Annotated in this window: 10 protein-coding genes; 3 read left to right on the top strand and 7 right to left on the bottom strand. The window is 71.3% G+C overall.

What is annotated here, in order from left to right:
* From LPU43_RS05035 to LPU43_RS05005, 7 genes are read right to left on the bottom strand one after another with little or no spacing between them, the layout of a single operon-like run.
* A complete protein-coding gene (locus tag LPU43_RS05035) occupies positions 1-1191 on the bottom strand; it encodes a GNAT family N-acetyltransferase (RefSeq protein ID WP_229399026.1) in 1191 nt (396 codons plus the stop codon).
* Positions 1191-2507 carry a diaminopimelate decarboxylase gene (gene lysA / locus LPU43_RS05030; protein ID WP_229399025.1) on the bottom strand — a complete coding sequence of 439 codons (1317 nt, stop codon included), beginning with the start codon at positions 2505-2507 and terminating at the stop codon, positions 1191-1193. Before lysA ends, LPU43_RS05035 begins: the two co-directional genes overlap by 1 nt.
* A gap of 59 nt (positions 2508-2566) precedes the next feature.
* On the bottom strand, positions 2567-3892 hold the full coding sequence (locus LPU43_RS05025) for an ATP-grasp domain-containing protein (protein ID WP_229399024.1): 1326 nt from the start codon (positions 3890-3892) through the stop codon (positions 2567-2569).
* A gap of 53 nt (positions 3893-3945) precedes the next feature.
* A complete protein-coding gene (locus LPU43_RS05020; RefSeq protein ID WP_229399023.1) occupies positions 3946-5208 on the bottom strand; it encodes an MFS transporter in 1263 nt (420 codons plus the stop codon).
* An 11-nt stretch (positions 5209-5219) separates the two neighbouring features.
* Positions 5220-6797 (bottom strand): B12-binding domain-containing radical SAM protein, encoded by a 1578-nt coding sequence (locus LPU43_RS05015; RefSeq protein WP_229399022.1) that lies wholly within the window; start codon positions 6795-6797, stop codon positions 5220-5222.
* A 16-nt stretch (positions 6798-6813) separates the two neighbouring features.
* A complete protein-coding gene (locus LPU43_RS05010; RefSeq protein WP_229399021.1) occupies positions 6814-8367 on the bottom strand; it encodes a B12-binding domain-containing radical SAM protein in 1554 nt (517 codons plus the stop codon).
* A gap of 28 nt (positions 8368-8395) precedes the next feature.
* A complete protein-coding gene (locus tag LPU43_RS05005; RefSeq protein ID WP_229399020.1) occupies positions 8396-11458 on the bottom strand; it encodes an amino acid adenylation domain-containing protein in 3063 nt (1020 codons plus the stop codon).
* 456 nt (positions 11459-11914) lie between these two features.
* Between LPU43_RS05005 and LPU43_RS05000 the strand changes: the two genes are divergently transcribed.
* Genes LPU43_RS05000 through LPU43_RS04990 form a run of 3 tightly spaced genes read left to right on the top strand, consistent with a single transcriptional unit; the run spans position 11915 to position 14339 of the window.
* On the top strand, positions 11915-12733 hold the full coding sequence (locus LPU43_RS05000) for a basic amino acid ABC transporter substrate-binding protein (protein ID WP_229399019.1): 819 nt from the start codon (positions 11915-11917) through the stop codon (positions 12731-12733).
* A complete protein-coding gene (locus LPU43_RS04995; protein WP_229399018.1) occupies positions 12730-13524 on the top strand; it encodes an amino acid ABC transporter permease in 795 nt (264 codons plus the stop codon). Before LPU43_RS05000 ends, LPU43_RS04995 begins: the two co-directional genes overlap by 4 nt.
* A gap of 5 nt (positions 13525-13529) precedes the next feature.
* Positions 13530-14339, top strand: coding sequence for an amino acid ABC transporter ATP-binding protein (locus tag LPU43_RS04990; protein WP_229399327.1), 810 nt, complete (start codon positions 13530-13532; stop codon positions 14337-14339).
* Positions 14340-14365: the final 26 nt, after the last annotated feature.

The raw sequence follows: 14365 nt of genomic DNA, 5'->3' as shown, positions 1-14365 counted from the left end.
TCACCTCTCTGGTCGCGGGGCGGGGACGTCCTCTCCCCAGGTCCGCACCGCCTGCCGGTGGTCGGAGCCGGGAACGGCGAAGGCACGCGCCAGCTCGGCGGAGACGCCCACCGGCGGCCGGACCAGCCCCGCCGTCCAGCGCGGCTCGGCGCCCCGGGCGCGCTTCGCGCCGTAGGTGCCGGCCCCGAGGTGCACCGAGGCAAGCCCGCGCGCCGCCGCCAGCTCCCGGGGCCGGTACATCGTCAGGTTGAAGTACGAGTACGGAGCGGCCCGCTCGGTGAACCCGGCGGCGCGGACGTACACCCCGTCGTGCCACAGGTAGTTCAGGCTGAACCCCACGACGGCGTCGCCGGCGTACTCCAGGAGCACGTGGCTGTACGCGTCGAGCGCCGGCACCTGCGAGGCGAAGTAGTGGTGCATGGCGGCGTCGGTGTCCGGCCCGCCGTACTTGCGTTGGGTGGCACCGAGCAGCGGCGCGACCACGTCGACGCACTCGGAGAGCCGCGCCGTCTCGACCCGGTCCACCGTGGCGTCGTACCGCCGCTGTTCGCGCCGCCACTCCCGCCGCTGCGCGGCCTCGGCCGCCCGCTCGGAGGCTCCGCGCCCGGGCGCGGTCAGCACCGCCTCGGCGGAGAGCGGCGCGGCCACCGGGCCGCGGCCGGACGGGCCGACCGCCCGGTCCCAGGCGGCCCGGTAGGCCGGGGCGTTCGCGGCCGGGGTGTAGAGCAGGGCGACGCTGGCCGCGCCGAGCCGCGCGGCCAGCGCCTCCACCTCGGTGAAGATCGCGGTGAGCACCGCGTCCCGCCGGTCGGCGGTGAGCGCGGCGGAGATCGCGACGGCGCCGTGGTAGCCGGCCCGCGAGCCCACCAGCAGGGCCGGCAGGAAGGACGCGTGTTCATCGGGCGACAGCGGCCGGCCCAGGTTCTCCTCGCAGATGTGGCCCGGGCTGTACGCCAGGTTCATCGACGGCACGCTCACGCCGCCCCAGAGGTAGGTCGCCACCGCCGCCAGCACGGCTCCCGTGGCGTCCCGGGCGACCAGGTAGGTGGTGACGAACGACGGGTCGGTCTCGGCCCAGGCCATCCAGGGGTAGCCCAGGTAGAACCCGTTGCCCTCGGCGAGGCTGTTCCACTGGTCCTCGCCGATCTCGGCGACCGATCGCAGGGCCGTGACCGACACGTCGCCGTCCATCACCCGTCCCGGTGGTCGCTGGTGTCGAGCAGTTCCAGGGCCACCAGGTCGGCGTACGTCTCCCGCCGCCGGACCAGCGTCACCTGGTCGCCCTGGACCAGCACCTCGGCCGGCCGGAGCTGGCTGTTGTAGTTGCTGGTCATCGTCATGCCGTAGGCCCCGGCGGTGAAGATCGCCAGGTGGTCGCCGGCCGCCAGCACCGGCAGCGACCGGCCCCGGGCCAGGTAGTCGCTGGACTCGCAGATCGGGCCCACCACGTCGTACGCCGTCAGGCCCGCGAGGCCCGACACGTCGCGGGAGACCGGCACGGCCTCCGCCGGGGGCAGCACCGGCCACATGAAGTGGTAGCTGTCGTACATGGCCGCCCGGGCCAGGTGGGTCATGCCCGCGTCGATCACGGCGAGCTGCTGGTCGCCGGCCTGCTTGAGGTAGCGGACCGTGCTGAGCAGGATGCCGGCGTTGGCGGCGATGGTCCGCCCCGGCTCGAAGATCACCTGGCCGCCGCCGCGGCGGAACCCGGCGAGCCGGTGCACGATCACCTCGGCGAAGTCGTCCCAGCTCGGCGCGGTGCGGTCGACGTACTCGGCGGGGAAGCCGCCGCCGAGGTTGAGGGTGGTGATGCGGTGCCCCTCGGCCTCCAGCCGGGCCACGAGGCCGAGCAGGCGGTCCAGCGCGGTGGCGTACACCTGGGGGTCGAAGATCGGGCTGCCGAGGTGGACGTGGAAGCCCTCGATGCGTAGCGACCGGTCGGCGGCGGCGTGCGCGAAGAGCGCCGCGGCGCGCTCGATGTCCACGCCGAACTTGCCGCCCCGGGTGCCGGTGGTGGTCCGGGCCGGGGTGCGCTGGTCCGGAGCGACATCCGGGTTGACGCGGATCGCCAGCCGTGGGCGCTCGCCCTCCTCCCGCGCGATCCGGGACAGCAGTTCCACCTCCGCCTCGGACTCGACGTTGATGCAGCGGATCTTTCTGCGCACGGCGTCGCGAAGCTCGTCCTCGGATTTGCCCACCCCGGCCAGCACGGTGCGCTCGGGATCGATGCCCGCCACCGTGGCCCGGTGCAGTTCACCGCCGCTCACCGCGTCGATGCCGGCGCCCTCCTGGCCCAACAACCGCAGGAGATGCACGTTGCTCAGCGCCTTCGCCGAAAAGCAGATCAGCGGGTTGACCGCGTCGAAGGCCTTCGCGAAACGGCGGTAGTGGTCGATCAGGGTGTTCGCGGAGTACACGTACGTGGGGGTGCCGAACCGGTTGGCGACCGAGGTCAGCGATACCCCCTCGCACCACAGCGAGCCGTCGCGATAAGTGAATTCGTCCATTGGATCCTCATTCAGCAGATAAGCGATCAGGATATCGCCAACTCAACGAAGATCCACCGCTACCTGTACCCGTACAGGGCGTTCGTCTCCAGGGCGCGAATTCGCTGGTAGTCCTCCTCCAACCGGGCCGGATCGTCGGCGATCAGGTAGAGATGACCGGGCGAGGTGAACAGATCCACCGTCCTGCGCACCGGGGTGCCCGGCCGCAGGTCCAGCGCCGATCCGCAGAAGACCGACGGCAGGGCGGCCAGCCGTTCCGCCGCGCCGTCGGCGACGAGACCGTCGTGCGGCGCGACCAGGCAGACGACCGTCATGGCCCGCTGCCGCTGGTAACCCCGGCCGATCCGGCGGGCGAAGCGGTCCGGAGCGACGTAGCGTTCGACGGTCAGCGAGAGTTGGCTCTCGCCGGTCGCCCGCTCGGGGCCGGCCGGGGTGACGCCGCCCTCCAGCCGGGCCCCGGACTCGATCAGCACCGGGCCCCGGTCGTCGACGAGGAGTTCGGTGTGGGCCGGCCCGTTGCGCACCCCGAGCGCGTCCAGCACCTCCTCGACGAACCTGCCCAGCAGCTTCTGGGTGTCGCCGCTGCCGTCGAGCAGCACCTGGCGGTCGTACACGGGCCGCCCGTCGACGAAGAACCGGTCGTCCTGCCAAACCTCGTGGATGTGGTGCCGGCCGTCGAGGCTCACGCTGTTGACGAAGTACTGCTGACCGACGAGCTGCTCCTGCACCAGCACCGACTCGATGGGCTGACCCATGGCGTCCGTCGTGCCGAGCAGCCTCGCCGTGGCCGCCCGCGCCTGTTCCGCGTCCGCACAGAAGTGCACCCCCTCGGAGCCGGCGCTGGACACGGGCTTCACCACCACCGGCAGCACCCGCGTCGAGGCCAGCCAGTCGGCGAGCTCCGCCACGCTGCGCACCGGCGCGCCGAGCGGCACCCGCAGCCCCGCGCCGCCCACCGCCCTCATCATCGCGGGCTTGTCCCGCCGGGGGCGGTCGGCCGAACGGGCGTTGCCGGGCAGCCCCAGCGCGTCGGCGAGGTCGTCGGCCAGGTTGACGCCCCACTCGCTTCCCGCGAGCACCTCGGCGGGGCGCGCCGGGGCGAGGAGCTCGGCGAGGTGACGGACGGCGTGCGGGGAGTCGCCCGGAGCGGTCAGCACGGTCAGGAAGTCGTCCGCGCGGAGACCGGCGGCGTACCTCTCGTTGATCGTGCCGCTGAGCACCGCGACGCAGCGCCGGCCGTGCCGGGCGAACGCGGGTGCCAGCAGGGCGCCGGTCGAGAACGGGTCGACGATCACGACGACCTCTCCCGCGTCGTCCGCCCGGTGCCGGCCCAGCGCTTCCGGCGCGGTCACCCCCGTGCTGCGAGCGCCGTGGTAGTCGCTCACTGATCCCCCCCCGTCGTCTCACCTCCCGCCCCGCCGGCCGGCGGGGCGGAACGTCACTGTCGGCTCTCCGCGCCGACCAGGTCGTCGACGCGGCTCAGCGTGCCCCGCACCAGCAGGACGGCCGCGAATGCGACGAACGCGGCCACCGGAGACAGCACGCGCGCCGTCATGGGACCGATTTCGCCCAGGACGGCACCGGCCGCCAGCGTTCCGGCGGCGCTGCCCACCGCCATCATCGTCGCGGCCAGCGCGAACGACTCGTTGATCACGGATTTGGGCACCAGGCTGCCGAGCAACCCGAACTCCTCCGAGCTGAGCGCCGCCAGCGGCAGGCCCGCGAGGAACAGACACGCGGCGAGCACCGCGACCGAGCTGGCGAAGACCAGCGGAACCATGCAGGCGAACGCCACCGCCAGCAGCACGAGGTACCGGTGGATCGGCAGCCGGGTGTGCCGCCGGGCCCCGTAGACCAGGCCGCCGAGGACGCTGGCCGCCGGCGGTATCGACAGCAGCGCCACGCCCGTCGCGGCCGAGTCGCCGCGCGCCGCGACGCTCGCGGGCACCGTGACCTCGAGTACGGCGAAGGCCGCGGCCGCACCGCCGGCGGCCACCATGATCGCCACGACGCCGGGAACCCGCCAGGGGCGCACGTCGCCCCGACCGCGCTCGGCTCCGCGCGCCGGGCCGGCCGGCCCGGACCGGCCGGCCTCCGGGCGTCGCGTCGAGAGCGCCGGCGCGGTGCCGTACAGGAGGGAGCCGACGACCAGCATGCCGCCGGCCAGCAGCGTGGTGGTGAGGGCGCTGAAGGAGCCGGTCAGCAGGCCGGTCGCTGCCGGCCCGATCACGAAGAAGACCTCGACCAGCACCGCCTCCAGGGCGTTGGCGGTGTTCAGCGCCGGCCCGGGCGGGAGGATCAGCGCCCAGGCCGCGCGGACGGTCGAGCCGACCGGGGCCAGGGTGAGCGCCACGGGCGCCACCGACGCCACCAGCAGCCAGGCCGGGCCGTCACGCACGGCGACGAACCCGGCCAGCGCCGCCGAGTGCAGGGCCGCCAGCGCCAGCAGCACGCCCCGCAGCCCGCGCCGGTCGATGAGCCGGCCGTGCAGCGGCCAGGCGACCGCGAGCGCGGCGGAGAACACGCCGAGGGCCGTCGCGCCGGCCGGGTAGGAGCCGGTCTCGGCGCTGATGTGCAGGAAGATCGCGAGCGGTTCGATGGCCACCGGCAGCCGGGCGAGCATGGCGGGCAACATCACCCGGGGAACGCCGGGCGTGCGCCAGAGCGCGGCGTAGCGCCCGACGGCTTCACCCAGCGACACTGGTGCCCAGCTCAGACAACGGGGACGGACTCCTTCTGCGTGGTTCCCGGTCGGTAGATCCCGTCGTACTGGTCGATCAGCGAACCGTTCAGCGCCTCGGTGAGGCGGAGGCGTTGCTCGAACAGCTCATAGTACGACAGGTGTTTCGAGGGCATCGGCGAGAGATAGACGCTGATCACCTCCGGCGTTTCCTCGATGTCGAACGATAGCCGATCGGCCTTCTTGCGGAAGTCCGCTGTTCCCGGCAGCAGTGTCCGGTTGAAGACATTGAAGTAGTTGATCGCCTCGGAGCTGGTCTCGGTGAGCCTCTCCTTGAGCTCCAGGCACCGGTCGAGATACATGTCGATCATCGGCAGGTCGTCGTCGTCGTGCCCGATCAGCATGTTGAAGGTGAGGTACCGCACGCCGAGGTCCAGCATCGACGTGATGATCCGCATCTGCTCCTGGAACGGCCGCAGCTTGTTGAACTTCTTGGTGGGCTCGTCACCGAGGTATTCCAAAGGGATCTGCACCCGGTAGCAGCCGATCCAGCGGTCGCCGCTGGTGTCGTTCCAGAACAGGGTCTCCATCAGCTCCCGGTCGACCTCGCCCAGGTCGAGGAACTTGCCGAATTCGAGGCCGTTGGCGAACTCCCAGGAGAACCCCATCTCGCGGGCGATCCGGAAGATCTCCAGGGTGTCCTCCCGCCCGCTGTCGTGCAGCAGCGTGCCCCGCCCCGACCGTTGGATCCGGGACAGCGTGTTGTCCTCCTGGAAGAGGATGTTCGAGATGCCCATCGACCTGAGGTGCTCAAGGTGCCGGCGGACCACGTCCGGCTTCATGTAGCGGTAGTGCCCCCGCATCGGGGTCGCGCAGAACGAGCAGGTGCGGTAGCAGCCGCGCGAGGTCTCGAAGCAGGTGAAGGGCGCGCGCACGGTCGCCGGTGGCTGCCCCTCGCCGGTGTCGTCGTACACCGACAGGTCGTCGATCAGGTCGAGCGCCATGGGCGGCAGCTCGGCCAGGTTGAGCTGGGGGCCGCCCATGATCACCAAGCCGTCGCCGACCCGCCGGGTCAGCACCGTCTCCTCGACGGGCCTGCCGGTCGCCCGGGCCTGGATCAGCCGGGCGAAGGTCTGCTCGCCCTCGAGCTGGATCACCACGTCGAAGCCGTTGGCCAGGTACCACTCCGGCCGGGCGGTGACGTCCATCCCGCCGCCGACCATCAGCGCCTCCGGGTTGGCCTGCTTGAGGAACTTGGCGAAGTCGGTCACCACACGCGCCGAATTGGTGAAGTTGTTCGAGATCCCGATGACGTCGGCGGCGCGGGCCTCGTCGGCGTACGCCTCGAACGCGCCGCCGTAGCGGTGGCAGTCGACCGTGCGCGGTCCGTACCGGAACGAGGCGTAGTGCACCGGCTCGCCGGCGTCGACCTGGGTGTCGACGATCCTGAACTCCGCCTCGACCCCCCATTCCCGCAGGTAGGCGCGAGTGCCGGCGGCCAGCGTGACGAGGGCGCTCTTCGGGTTGCGGACGCGCACCGGGCTGATGGTGGTGTCCGCGTCGCGGAACGACTGCCCCGGGTACGGGGCGTAGAACAGGGTGACGCGCATGGCCGGAACCTTCCCGTCAGCCGGCGTAGATGCCGTCGTAGAGACGGTGCATCTCGCGGTCGTTGAGCATGGTCGTCATCTCGAGGCGCTTCTGGTAGATGTCCCAGTAGGTGAAGTGCTCGGTGTTGATGGCCGACAGGAAGATCCCGATCACCTCCGGGTTCTCGTCGATGTCGAACTGGAGCAGGTGGTGCAGGGTGGTCCAGTCCCGCGCGCCGGGCAGCAGCGACAGGTTGAAGACGTTGAAGTACGGCTGGTACCTGCCCCGCCCGACCGCCGTCAGCTCCTCCTTGAGCCGCAGGCAGTAGTCGGTGAACATGTCGATGCCCTCATGGTCGTGCTCGGGATAGCCGATGAACAGGTCGTACGTCTGGTGGCCGACGCCGTGGTCGGTGAGCATCGTGGCCAGGACGTCCACCTGCTCGTCGAAGCCGAGCAGCTTGGGGAACCGGCGCTTCTTCACGTTCATGTTGTCCAGCGGGATCTGCACCCGGTAGCAGCCGACCCACCGGCCGTCGACCATCTTGCTGCCGAGCAGGGCCTCGGCCAGTTCGTGGTCGAACGTGCCGCCCTGCATGAACTTGCCGAACTCGATGCCGTTGGCGAACTCCCAGGCGAAGCCGTGGTCGCGGAACATGTGGAACATCGCGAGGACCTCCTCGCGCCCGGAGTCGTACAGGTACCGCCCCGCGCCGTTCTGCTGGATGCGGGAGAGGGGGTTGTCCTCCTGCCAGACGATCGTCTTGATGCCGTACGCCTGGAAGGTCTTCAGGTGTTTCTCCATCGTCGGCAGGCTCATGTAGCGGTACCCGCCCCGGGACGGCGCGGTGCAGAACGAGCACCGCCACGCGCAGCCCCGCGACGTCTCCCAGCAGATGAAGCTGCCCTGCACGCCCTCCGGCGGCGGCCCCTCGGCGGTGTCGTCGTAGACCGCCAGGTCGGGGACCAGGTCCAGGGCCATCGGCTCGATCGAGTCCATCGGCACGGTCTCGGAGGTGTCCACCTTGGTGGGGATCAGCCGGCCCGGCAGCGAGATGTTCGGCACCGTGCCCAGGTCCCGGCGCCGGTTGACCGCGTCGACGACCCGCGCGAAGGTCAGCTCGCCCTCGCCGCGCACCACGACGTCGGCGCCCCGGGCCAGGTAGTACTGCGGGCGGGCGGTGCAGTCGACCCCGCCCACCACGACCAGTGCCTTCGGGTCGACCCGCTTGATGTGCCGGGCCAGGTCGGCGACGATCTGCGCGCTGTTGGTGAAGTTGCAGGTGATGCCGTGCACGTCGGCCGACCGGATCTTCTCGTCGGCCTCCTCGAACGGGGTGCCGTACCGGAAACAGTCCATGACGCGGGGGCCGTACGGCAGCGACTTGTACTTCACCCGCTCCCCGCCGAGCTGGAGATCGACGATCTCGATGTCGCAGGAGTAGCCGAAGTGCGACGCGTACGCGCGCAGGCCGGCGGCGATCGTGGTCAGTGCGCTCTTGGGGTTGTGCGGCCGCTCGGTGTTGATCGGCTCGCTCTCGCCCTGGAAGATCTGGGAGGGGTACGGGGCGTAGTAGAGGTTGACCTTCATGGCGTCTCCTGGACCGGTTGGCCGCGCTTCACTGGGCGGTCGCGCTGGACAGGTGCGAACGATCCACCGACAGGGGAGGCGTCCCGACGAGACGGTCGATCATCGTGTCGATCTCCCGGCCCCGGCCCGTGTCCCAGGCGAGCCCCAGCTCCCGGGCCAGCCGAGCGGCCCGGATCGTGTCGGTGCCGACCAGGGCGTCGTGGCACACCCCGGCCAGTGGGTCGGACTCCGCGGCGTTGCGGGGCCGAAGAACAGCGAGGCAGCGAGCCGTCTCGTCATCGCCGACCGCGTCGGCGGCCCGGTCGAGGAACCGGTCGTACGGCACTTCCGGCAGCGCCCCGGAACCGGTGCGGAGCCGGGAGAGCAGGTCGGCCACGGGCACCGAGCCGGGCGCCACCGCGTTCAGGACGCCGCCGGGCGGGACGGGACGGTGCGGTTCGGTGAGCGCGGCCACCATCCGGGCGACCACGTCGACAGGGGTCCAGTCGACGCGTAGGCACGTCGGTGGTCGCACGCCGAGGCGCAGACAGAGCCGCATGAGCATCGTCAGCGAGGAGCGCGGGTTGGCGTGGCCGGTGCGCGAGTGCGGGGCCACCTCGCCGAGCCGCACGACGGCGGCCGGGACACCCTGCTCGGCGGCAACCCGCACGAGCTGCTCGCCGACCCACTTGGACTGGCTGTAGCCGTCGGCGGGAAGCGTCGACCAGGGTGCCAGGAAGGACTCCGCGAGCGGCGTGCCCGCAGCGCCGCGCACCGTCGTCGTCGACAGGGAGATGAGCCTCTTGCGGATGTGCGTGCCGGCGAGCCGGACGAGGGTGCGCAGGCCGTGGACGTTCGTGGCCCGCAGGTCGGCGTAGTCGCGGAGGGTGTCGACGTGGCCGCCGGCGTCGACGATCGTGCCGACCTCCCGGTGGAGCCGTCGCCACTGGCGCGGGGTCAGCCCGAGCTGGGGTCGGGTCAGGTCACCGGCGAGGGCGGACCAACCGCACGTCTCCCCGCGCCGGTGGCCGGCCGCCGCGAGCGCGGTCGCCACCCGGTGCCGGGCGGCCTCGTCGTCGGTGGCGCGGACCAGGCAGACGACCGGTCGGTCACCCCGCGTCGCGAGGGCGGCGAGCACCTGCGAGCCGATGAAGCCGGTCGCGCCGACCAGCAGGATCGCGCCCGGGTCGCCGGCCCGCCGCGCGCGGGCCGGGCCCAGGTCGTCGAGCCGCAGGTCCCCGGCCGGTACGCCCGGCGCGGCGGTGGGCGGCGGCAGGGGCCCGCCCCGGCGGACCAGCGCGGCCTGCGCGGGGATGGTGGCGGCCCGGAGCAGGTCGCGCACGTCCAGCCGGACGCCGAAGGCGCGTTCGAACTCCACCGTCAGCCGGGCCGCGCCGAGCGACGTCCCGCCCAGGGTGGAGAAGCCGTCGTCGTACGTGCTGAGGCCAAGCACCCGCGTCCAGATCCCGGCGATCCGCGCCTCGACGCTCTCCGGCGGGTACGCCGCCCCGGCGTCGGCGGTCCGTCCGCCGACACCCGTCAGCCGGCGGCGCAGTCGTTCCTGATCCACCTTGCCGTTGGCGAGCAGCGGGAGGGCGGCGAGCCGGACGAACCGGGCCGGCACCAGCGCGCCGGGCAGGGTGGCACCGGCGTGCTCGCGCAGTGCCGCCTCGGTGACCCCACGGTCCGCCGAGTAGAAGCAGACCAGGGCGGCCGTGGCACCGGCCTCGTCGACGAGCACCTTCACCTGGCGCAGGCCGGGCAGCGTGGTGACCGCGTGCTCCACCTCGCCGAGGTCCACCCTGACCCCGGCGATCTGGACCTGGGCGTCCCGGCGGCCGCTGAACATCAACAGCCCGTCCTCGCGCACCCAGCCGAAGTCTCCGGTGCGGTAGAGCAGGTCGCCCGGCACGCCGGCGTACGTGTTCGGCACGAAGACCTGGGCGGTCCGCTCGGCGTCGCCGTGGTAGCCCGCGCCCAGGCAGACGCCGGCGAGGTGGATCTCCCCGACGACGCCGGGTGGGGTGGGGTCGCCGTGCTCGTCGAGCAGCAGGACGGACGTGTTGGGCAGGGGCAGGCCGAGCGGGATGGCCTGCCGGTCGGCGTCACCCACGGCGTGGAAGACCGATCCGATCGACGCCTCCGTCGGGCCGTAGGTGTTGGTCACCCGCAGGCCCGGCAGCATCCGTCGGAAGGCCTGCACGGTGTGCGGCTTCGCGGCCTCGCCACCGATGAAGACCTGACGCAGCGAGGCCAGCAGGTGCCGGTCCTGCGGCCGGCCTCGCAACCGCTCGACCAGCAGGTCGAGGATGCTCGGCACGAAGTCGGTCATGGTGACCCCGTGTCGGTGGATCTGGGCCAGGGTCGCGTCGAAGTCGAGGATTCCGCCGCGGTCGGGAATGACCACGGTGGCGCCGCGGGTCAGCGGCCACAGCAGTTGCCAGATCGACGAGTCGAAGGTGTGCGCCGAGTTCTGCAGGACGACGTCGCCGTCGGCGGCGAACCGTTCGGTCATCGACAGGAAGCGGTTGACCAGCCCCCGGTGCAGGTTGACCGCGCACTTCGGCAGGCCGGTGGAGCCGCTGGTGAAGAAGGCGTAGATCGGGTCCCCCGGCCGGGGCGGGGTGGCGGGCGGGCGCGCCCGCGCCGGGCCCGGCCCGATCCGTACGCCGATCACCGGCGCGGCGGACCCGCCCGGCGGCGGGTGGGGCCCGAGGACCGCCGCCGGGCCGAGGCCGGTGAGCATCCGTGCCTGCCGCTGGGCCGGCCAGGCGCGGTCGAACGGCACGAAGGCCGCGCCCGAGCGCATGGTGCCGAGCATGGCGACGAGGATCTCCACCGGGTCGTCGAGCAGGAGCACCACGAAGCCACCCCGGCCCGCGCCCACGGCGTGCAGGTCGGCGGCCACCGTGTCGGCGAGCCGGTCCACGTCCCGGTACGTCAACGCGCCGGCCGGGTGGACGACCGCGACGGCGTCGGGGTGTCGTCGGACGCTCCGGTCGACGAGGTCCACCACGGTCATGTCGACCGGACGTGGCCGGACGGGCCCGGTGAGGAGGGCGCCGACCTCGGCGGGGCTCCGGCTCGCGCCGTCGGTCGCGGAGATCTTCACCGTGTTGCTGAGGAGACCACGGGGGCACCTCTCCCGAGCAGTTCTCTGGCCTGCCGGCGCGAGGGGCGGCCGACAAGATCGGTAAGTCCCCATTGACTGCATCGGATGGTAATTATGATCTTGGTCAATTGTCTATGCATAGGCGTCGATCGTCTGTCGGCGATGAAAAGGGCATAGCGATAATGTCCGACTGCTTCGCGTTTAGTAATGGTGGTGTGTGGCGCTGCGGGTGGTCGTCCGGGTGCCCGTCGGGGTGGTGGCGAGGTTCTTGATCTGCGGTCAAGCGGATGGGGTCGGCGTGTCAGGAAGATTGGCGTCAGTCGGTGAATCTTCCACATTCGGGATGGGATTCCCGCAGATAGTTATTTCGCCTAGGTGTGGCTCGCCTGATCGGGTACGGTCCCCCTGTTGCGACCCTGACTGCCCGATCTGCGGGGGAATCGAAGGGACATCGCCGTGAATTGTCTCAGCCCGGCCCGGAAGGCCGGCTTCTTGGTGACGATGGTCGCCCTGGTCGCCATCGCGGGATGCGCCAAGAAGGACGAGAGCGAGGTTCAGGCAGGCGGGGTCAGGCTCGTGCAGAAGGGCACGCTGACCGTCTGCACCCACCTGCCGTACGCGCCGTTCCAGTCCAAGGACTCCACCGGCAAGGTCGTCGGGTTCGACGTCGACCTGATGGACCTGGTCGCCAAGGAGTTGGGCGTCCAGCAGGCGATCGTCGACACGCCGTTCGAGGGGATCAAGTCCGGGCAGGACCTGAACACGGGCAAGTGCGACGCGGCTGCCGCCGGCATGACGATCACCGCGGAGCGGCAGAAGGTGATGGACTTCTCCGCCCCCTACTTCGACGCCACCCAGGCGCTGCTGGTCAAGACCGGCAAGACGTACCGGTCGCTGGACGACCTCCGCGGCAGGAAGGTCGCCGTCCAGGCGGCCACGACGGGCCGTGACTACGCCCGCAGGTTCGCGAAGGAGAAGGGCCTGCGGCTCGTGGAGTTCGAGGATCTCGCCGCCGAGCAGCAGGCCCTCGCCAACGGCCAGGTGGAGGCCGCCATCAACGACCTGCCGGTCTGGGCGGAGTACATCCGGGAGAACCCCGGCGGCTTCGTGGTGGCGGCCGAGTTCGACACCGGCGAGCAGTACGGGTTCTCGGTGCGCAAGGACGGCAACCCGGAACTGCTCAGAAAGATCGACGAGGTGTTGGCCAGGGCCAGGCAGGACGGCACCTACGACTCGATCTACGAGAGGTGGATCGGCAGGCGACCGAACCGATGAGGCTCAGACGTCGCCAGCGCGAGCGGCTGTCCCTCGGGTTGCAGTACCTCGCCTTCCTCGCCGTCGTCGCCACGGTGCTCGTCGCCGCGGACTGGGGCCGGCTGAGAGCCGCGTTCTTCCGCGTCGACATCGTCGAGGCGATGTTCCCGACGATCATCACCGTCGCGCTGCGCAACACCATCCTCTACACGCTGGGGGCGTTCGCCTTCGGCCTCGTGCTCGGCACCCTCCTCGCGCTGATGCGGCTGTCCCGGGTGGCCCCCTACCGCTGGGTGGCGACGGCCTACGTCGAGCTGTTCCGGGGGCTGCCCGCGCTGCTGGTCCTCTTCCTCGTCGGGTACGGCATCCCGATCGCCTTCCCGGAGCGGGAGATTCCGGGGGGCGTGTTCGGCGCGATCGCGATCGGGCTCGGGCTGACCGCCTCGGCGTACATGGCCGAGACCATCCGGGCCGGCATCCAGGCGGTGCCGAAGGGGCAGATGGAGGCGGCGCGCACCCTCGGCATGTCGCACGTCACCGCGATGCGCACCATCGTCGTCCCGCAGGCGTTCCGGATCGTGATCCCGCCGCTGACGAACGAGCTCATCCTGCTCACCAAGGACTCGTCGCTGGCCTACGTGCTGGGCGTGACGGCGCAGACCATCGAGGTCACCAAGTTCGGCCGGGACATGCTCAACGACCGGGTGAACGCCACGCCACTGCTGGTGGCCGGCCTCGCCTACCTGGTCGTCACCCTCCCCCTGTCCCAGGTGGTACGCCGCCTCGAACTCCGCTACGCCAAGGCCCGGTGATCCGCATGACGACCGCCGCCCGCCCCGCCGTCGAACTCCGTGGCCTGCGCAAGTCCTTCGGCAGGCTCGACGTGCTCAGGGGCATCGACCTCGAGGTCGGGCACGGCGAGGTGGTCTGCGTCATCGGGCCGTCCGGCTCGGGCAAGTCGACGTTGCTGCGCTGCGTAAACCTGTTGGAGGAGCCGACCGCCGGCCAGGTCTGGGTGGACGGGGTCGAGCTGACCGATCCCGATGTCGAGATCGACGCCGTACGTCGGGGCATCGGCATGGTCTTCCAGTCGTTCAATCTCTTCCCGCACCTGACCGTGTCGGCCAACCTCACCATCGCCCAGCGCCGGGTGCTCCGGCGCGGTCGTGCCGAGGCCGAGCGGATCGCCCGGGCCAACCTGGACCGGGTCGGGCTGACCGACAAGGCCGACGCGTTTCCGGCGCAGCTCTCCGGCGGACAACAGCAGCGGGCGGCGATCGCCCGGTCGCTGTCGATGGAGCCCAAGCTCATGCTCTTCGACGAGCCGACCTCCGCGCTCGACCCGGAACTGGTCGGCGACGTACTCACCGTCATGCGCGGGCTGGCCGAGGAGGGCATGACGATGCTGGTGGTCACCCACGAGATGGCGTTCGCCCGAGAGGTCGCCGACCGGGTCGTGTTCATGGACGGCGGCGTCGTGGTCGAGCAGGGGCCGCCACGGGAGGTGCTCGGCGCGCCACGCCACGAGCGGACCAGGTCGTTCCTCTCCCGGATTCTCGACCCCACCACGTCGCGCGGGTGGGGCGGCCCGACGTTTCCCCCGGTGGTTCGCCGGAGCGTGCCCTGATACGTTAGCCTAACGATCGTTTAGGT

Origin of the sequence: Micromonospora okii, assembly GCF_020884795.1 — a bacterium.
GTDB classification, from domain to species: Bacteria; Actinomycetota; Actinomycetes; order Mycobacteriales; family Micromonosporaceae; genus Micromonospora; species Micromonospora okii.
The sequence above is the reverse complement of the archived record's forward strand: the minus strand, read 5'-3'. Positions and strand labels throughout refer to the sequence as shown.

What these genes read in the sequence shown, in the direction of transcription:
- LPU43_RS05035 (WP_229399026.1), bottom strand. Translation starts at nt 1,191, where the DNA reads ATGGACGGCGACGTGTCGGTCACGGCCCTGCGATCGGTCGCCGAGATC.
- lysA (WP_229399025.1), bottom strand. Translation starts at nt 2,507, where the DNA reads ATGGACGAATTCACTTATCGCGACGGCTCGCTGTGGTGCGAGGGGGTA.
- LPU43_RS05015 (WP_229399022.1), bottom strand. Translation starts at nt 6,797, where the DNA reads ATGCGCGTCACCCTGTTCTACGCCCCGTACCCGGGGCAGTCGTTCCGC.
- LPU43_RS05010 (WP_229399021.1), bottom strand. Translation starts at nt 8,367, where the DNA reads ATGAAGGTCAACCTCTACTACGCCCCGTACCCCTCCCAGATCTTCCAG.
- LPU43_RS04995 (WP_229399018.1), top strand. Translation starts at nt 12,730, where the DNA reads ATGAGGCTCAGACGTCGCCAGCGCGAGCGGCTGTCCCTCGGGTTGCAG.
- LPU43_RS04990 (WP_229399327.1), top strand. Translation starts at nt 13,530, where the DNA reads ATGACGACCGCCGCCCGCCCCGCCGTCGAACTCCGTGGCCTGCGCAAG.